Raw genomic sequence first — 6,162 nt, forward strand, 5'->3', positions numbered from 1 at the left:
ATCGAACGAACATATATTCTTTTCTTTGCACTTTTCTGTTTTAAAATTTCATCAGTTGCCCTGTAGTTAAAAAGCTCTTACCATAAATAGGGTAAGAGCTTTTTAATTTGTTTTTAATAAAACTATTATTTCTTGAGAAGTTCTCTTTCTATTCTTTCTCTTGTTTCAATAGCTTGTTTTGCCATTTTTTCAGGATAGCCAAATAGTGCTGCTGCGATAATTGACTCTCCTCCTACCTTAAAAGTCCTGTTGGCAAAGTCCATCTCTCGTAACTTCTCAAAAATGCCGCCTATATCTACCTCTCCCTCACCGATGCCAAGGTGCTGATGGATTGTTGCGTCAACACCGGGAGGGTTCACGATATATCGGCAGTCAATGGTATGGTTCATAGTATCTGCAATAAGTACGTGAGACAGGTCATCGCCTGCATAGTCCAGCATGCTCCTAACATCGCCTTTACCTTTATCATAAAAGAATGTATGGGCTGCACAGTATAAATATTTTACATTTTCACTATATAAAGACTTAACAAGGTCGCAGCACTCGTAGTGATTCTCGCAAAAATCCCAAGGATGTGATTGTATTTCAACACGAATACCTTCTCGTTCAATGATTGGAAGCAATTCTTCCATAGAACGATACCACATCTCTTCGCAAACCACTGGCTGATTTGGGTCACCAGAAAGTTCGGTGTTGATAACAGAAACACCCATCTCAACTGCAATTTCAATCATTCTCTTCCAGTTAGTTACAGCCGCTTTACGGCGTTCCTCATCAGGACCGGACCAATGATAAACCACAATAAATGAGGAAATTTCTACACCCGTTTCTTTTAGTGCATTTTTATATTCGGTAAGACACTCTCGACTGGCCTTTGGATGTTTATAAAATGGATTAATCCGTGGATGCGGCGATTGTTCAATGTACTTGTAACCCCAGTCGGCTACCTGATGAACCATCTGGGTAATACCCATTTGTTTTGCTAAAACATCAACGTCAAATGCAATTTTCATATCCATTTACCTCCTAAGTCATTTTTTAGCTTTAATCTTAATAAATTATTCAATTTCAAAATATTTCCCAACAATTGCTTCGGTTTTTTGTTTTCCTACTTTTATTGCCTCTTCAATATCCCAGTCCCAATATTCCGGTCTGAATAATTCAACTGATACCATTTCACTATAGCCAATGTCTTTTAATGTCTTTAAGATTGAGTCCAGATCAATAGCCCCTTCTCCCGGCCATAACCTTTGATGGTCTCTTAATGCGCCTACTGGCAAATCTTCAGCATCGTCAATATGGAAAATGAAAATTTTCTTAGCATCGGCTTTTTGCAAATCTTCTAGTCTTGAACCCATGGCATGGAAATGGAAACAGTCTAAAACCATTCCTACATTTTCACGATCCACTGCTTTTACAATGTCATATGTTTGACCAAATGTATTTACAGAACAATTAGGATAACCTACAAATTCATACGCCAGTTTTACTCCATACGGCTCAGCGATATCTGCTAAATCATTTAATGCACGAATAGATTCTTCTTTAATTTGTGATTTTGTATAGTCCCCAATATCAAAAGTAGGTACTGCGACAATTTTTTTGCAATTAATTTTTTTTCCAACTTCACATAGGAATTTTAAATCGTCTTTCACCTGCTTGTACCCTTCTTCATCACGGAAAGTAATAAATTCTAAGGCATTAAATGCAAAAGGTTTAATCCTGCTGTTGTTGAAAAATGTTACAAGATCGTCCGTTGTATGATCCTTCAAATATTCACGTAATTTGTCAAGTCGAATTTCAATAAGTTCATACCCATGTTTTTCACAAAAAAGCAAATCTTTTTCAAGCGTGGAATTTTTCATTGTAGTTGCTTGATTAAAACAAACTTTCATAATTAATAACCTCCTAGTACAATATAGTTGTAATCAATCAGTAGCCAAACAGCTACTGTAATTACCAGTTTTTAATAGTCTACATAATATTGTTAGTCACTTTCTAAACATCAAGCATATCATCATATATGCCTTCCCCCAGGGGGAAGGCGGCGCCCGCCATCATCTTCACTTCACTGGCTTCCCACCTTAGCCATGTACCAGTTTCTGGCTGGCCTGTACCTTGACAATCATGTATAATAGCTTTCGGACGCGGAGGGTTGATGTACCACCTCCTGGGACGGCGCCTTTAGGAGACGACTACCCGTAGTTTAGACTATCTATCCATTCCGGTAAGTTTACATGATTTGGCTGGTTGAGGCCGGCTTTTTAGCTGGTTCCTCGTGTCACATGCTAGGTTGCATACTTACTGGAGAAGGAATGGATGCTCCACAAGTCCAAAATTATTACAATGAAGGAGGCTTTTTATGAATCAAGTACCTGTTGCCGGGATCGATGTTGGTAAGAGATTTTCAGAGATGGCGATTCTCTCGCCTTCCAACCAAGTCTATGCCCGCATTAGGATTAACCATGACGCATATTCCAACTTTGACAGAGCTTTCGAACTCCTTAGAAAAGCGGAAAAGGAGTTTGCAGCAAAGCCTGTCGTCGTCATGGAATCCACCGGCCATTACCACAAAATCCTTTTCCAAGCCCTTAATAAGAATGGATATGAGGTTTGCGTCATAAACCCCATCCAATCTGATTCTATCAAAAATATCAGGGTTAGGAAAGTAAAAAATGATAAGGTGGATGCCAGAAAAATTGCTTTACTGTATCGTTTCGAACAGCTTAAAACCACTAATATTCCTCATGAAGATGTCGATTGCCTAAGAAGTCTTTGCCGCCACTACTACAAGCTTTCTGACCAGCTTACTGCCTATAAGAACAGGCTCTTGGGTATTGTTGATCAACTTTTCTTAAGCTTTACCGATGTCTTCAAGGATATTTCTTCCTGTACTGCACTGGCGATTCTTGAGAAGTATCCCACACCTGAGGATATCCTCAAAGCCGATAGACAGGAACTGATTTCTCTTATACAGAAGACCGCCAGGAAAAACATTAAATGGGCTACACGTAAATATGAATCGCTTTGTTCCAAGGCTAGCAATTTCAACCCCTTGAGCATTAATTCCATTGCCAATGTTGCAATGCTTAAAGCCAACATCGCAATGATTAAAACCTTGATGCAATCTCTGGATGAGGCAGTTGAGGCTATTCACGAGCTCTTGGACAAGGATGCCTCAAAGGACATGCCGGTTCTATCTCTGACTATCGAACTACTGTGCTCAATCCCCGGAATCGGACTTCTGACTGCAGCTACTATAGTGGCTGAAATCGGAGATTTTAGTGCTTTCCCCAAGCCAGACAAATTGGTTGCTTACTTCGGTATAGACCCGTCAGTTACACAATCAGGCCAATTTGAAGGCACTGAAAACAAAATGTCCAAACGGGGTCCGAGGCTGCTTAGAAGGGTAGTTTTCACAACCGCCCTGGCAAATGTACGTAAGAAACGCAATGGCCAGGAGCATAATCCGATATTGTATGAATTCTACCGCAAAAAGTGCCTTAGCAAGCCTAAAAAGGTGGCTCTGGGTGCTGTAATGCATAAACTGGTTACAATCATCTTTGCTGTTTTAAGAGACAGAAAGCCGTTTGTTTTAAGAAAGCCCGAGGAACATGCAAAAATGCTTGTAGCAAAGAATTCGGCAGCTTAATACGTACATGCTCAATGTTTAGTTTTCAATGTCCAGCCGACCAGCTATTTTATGTTTACTAATAGTAGGTGGTTTTGTTGTCATGCCTTTTTTTAATGTCCATTGCTTTGAAGTCTTTCTAAAAAATTTTTTAAAAAACTATTGACAACAATTAGCTGGTCTGAAATTAAAATATTTTTTTATTTTATAGTTTTTATAATGTACTTGAAAACTATAGAAACCTAAGTCCTGACATTCAAGTACAAATTTTATTTTTGACTTGATCCTATATTTATTTATTTATTTTTCATCTGATCCAATAAAACAGCAGCTACAATTATTACGCCTTTTACAATCTGCTGCCAGTAAGCAGAAACATTTAACAAATCCATCCCATTATTGATTACACCAATGATAAGCGCACCTGTAATGGTTCCAGCTACTGTGCCTATTCCTCCTGTACTCAAACTGGTCCCCCCGATTACAGCTGCTGCAATGGCATCCAGTTCATAAGATACGCCCAAACCAGGCTGTCCGGAACTAATACGAGCGGTTAATACTATTCCTGCAAGAGCTGCTAAAAATGATGCATAAGTATATACTAAAACCTTAACTTTATTGACGTTTACACCTGATATGATTGCTGCCTGTTCATTACCACCTATCGCATAGACATGTCTTCCGAATTTTGTGTTGTTTAACATAATATGTGTGATTGTTGCTACAAATAGCAGGATAATTATAGGAACGGGTATACCCATAATTTTTCCGGCACCAAGGAATATGAATTCATTGGTAAAATTTCCGATTGGTTTGCCATTACTATATAACAGTGCAGCTCCTCTTGCGACAGTCATCATACCTAAAGTGACAATAAAAGGAGGAATTTTTGCCTTTGCGATAATTGAACCGTTAACAGCACCACAGAGCACTCCCATTGCAAGACCTAAAAGCACAGGTACTACTAGAGGATACGTATTTGGATGTGCGAAACTCGCACTCACAACTGATGCCAATGCAATAACAGAACCGGAAGACAGGTCAATTCCGGTAGTGATAATAACCATTGTAACACCAATTCCCACCATTGCAATAAAAGATATTTGCCTTACTACATTCATAAGATTTATAACTGTTAAAAACGATGGAGAAAGGACAGACATTAGAACAACCAATGCAATTAGTATAAAAAATATTCCATAACGGTTATACATTTGCTTGAAATTAGATATTGATACGGTATTATTTAATGTTTTGTTATTAATTTTTGCTTCCCCATGTTTAAGCGCCATCTTGTTTCCTCCTAACCTATTACATGATTTTAATTTACGGCTACTCCTGTTGCATATTCGAGTACTTTTTCCTGAGTTGCTTCAAACCTATCAAGCTCTCCAGTTATTTTACCTTCATGCATTACCAAAATTCTATCACTCATGCCCAGAATCTCAGGCAGCTCAGAGGATATCATAATAACCGCCTTTCCTTGTTGGGCTAGTTTGCTCATCAATCTGTGAATTTCAGATTTTGCTCCTACATCAATTCCTCTTGTTGGCTCGTCTAAGATTAATATATCCGGGTCAGTTAACAACCACCGGGATATTAAAACTTTCTGTTGATTACCACCGCTTAAATTCTTTATTTTTTGGTTCATATTAGGTGTCTTTATAGCTAGTTTATCTTTTTCCTGTTGACAGACTTCTTCTATTTTCTTTTTATTGAGGAACAAACCATTAATAAATTTATCAATACATGATACTACAATGTTATCACGAACTGCTAAAGGCAGAAATACTCCTGTCAGCTTTCTATCTTCAGTTAAAAAAGCCATTTTTCGTTTTATTGCGTCTCTTGGAGTATTTATTTCAACTTTTTCTCCTTTAATATAGACTTCACCTTGGTCAGCCTTTCTAATTCCAAATATACTTTCCATTACTTCCGTTCTTCCTGCACCCATTAATCCTGCAAAACCAAGTATTTCACCTTTTCTCAAATCAAAACTCACATTCTCAAATAGTCCACTTTTTGTAAGATTCTTTACAGACAGTATAACTTCACCGATTTCTGCAGGTTCCTTTGGGAACATTTGTGTAATCTCCCGTCCTACCATCATTTCGATTAGTTTTTCCTTATTGAGATTTTCAGCTAGTTCAGTACCAATGTATTGTCCGTCTCTGAATACAGTTATTTCGTCCACTATTTTAAAAACTTCATCCATTTTGTGCGTAATGAAAATAATAGCTACACCTTTATCCCTTAAATTTCTTACTATTTTAAACAAGTGCTCTACTTCCACCTCAGTAATAGCAGATGTAGGCTCATCCATTATAATTAAATCAGAATCATAAGATATAGCTTTTGCTATTTCTACCTGCTGTGTCTTTGCAATACTGAGTTGGTGCATTAATGCCGTAGGGTTAATATCATGCATCTCCAGTTTTTCTAAAAGTTCTTTTGCATCCTCCACCATTTTTTTCTTGTCCACAAGTCCTGTTTTGCCTATAAGAGGTTCTCTTCCCAGAAAAATATTCTCA

At 37.9% G+C, this 6,162-nt stretch carries 5 protein-coding genes; 1 reads left to right on the forward strand and 4 read right to left on the reverse strand.

Annotation, left to right across the window (positions count from 1 at the left end; genetic code table 11):
• Window positions 1-125 precede the first annotated feature (125 nt).
• Together CIB29_RS07760 and CIB29_RS07765 are read right to left on the reverse strand one after the other, a co-directional pair.
• A complete protein-coding gene (locus CIB29_RS07760; RefSeq protein ID WP_094548427.1) occupies window positions 126-1,013 on the reverse strand; it encodes a sugar phosphate isomerase/epimerase family protein in 888 nt (295 codons plus the stop codon).
• A gap of 45 nt (window positions 1,014-1,058) precedes the next feature.
• Complete coding sequence (locus CIB29_RS07765) at window positions 1,059-1,895, reverse strand: sugar phosphate isomerase/epimerase family protein (RefSeq protein WP_094548429.1); 837 nt, start codon at window positions 1,893-1,895, stop codon at window positions 1,059-1,061.
• 467 nt (window positions 1,896-2,362) lie between these two features.
• On the opposite strand from CIB29_RS07765, the gene CIB29_RS07770 reads away from it, so the two are divergent.
• Window positions 2,363-3,652, forward strand: coding sequence for an IS110 family RNA-guided transposase (locus CIB29_RS07770; protein WP_094548431.1), 1,290 nt, complete (start codon window positions 2,363-2,365; stop codon window positions 3,650-3,652).
• A gap of 275 nt (window positions 3,653-3,927) precedes the next feature.
• On the opposite strand, the gene CIB29_RS07775 is transcribed toward CIB29_RS07770, so the two are convergent.
• Window positions 3,928-4,923: an ABC transporter permease gene (locus CIB29_RS07775; RefSeq protein ID WP_094548433.1), complete on the reverse strand. Its 996-nt coding sequence runs from the start codon at window positions 4,921-4,923 to the stop codon at window positions 3,928-3,930.
• A gap of 29 nt (window positions 4,924-4,952) precedes the next feature.
• A partial coding sequence (locus tag CIB29_RS07780) for a sugar ABC transporter ATP-binding protein (RefSeq protein WP_094548435.1) occupies window positions 4,953-6,162 on the reverse strand: 1,210 nt, incomplete at its 5' end.

This window comes from Petroclostridium xylanilyticum (genome assembly GCF_002252565.1).
In the GTDB taxonomy this organism is placed as follows: domain Bacteria; phylum Bacillota; class Clostridia; order SK-Y3; family SK-Y3; genus Petroclostridium; species Petroclostridium xylanilyticum.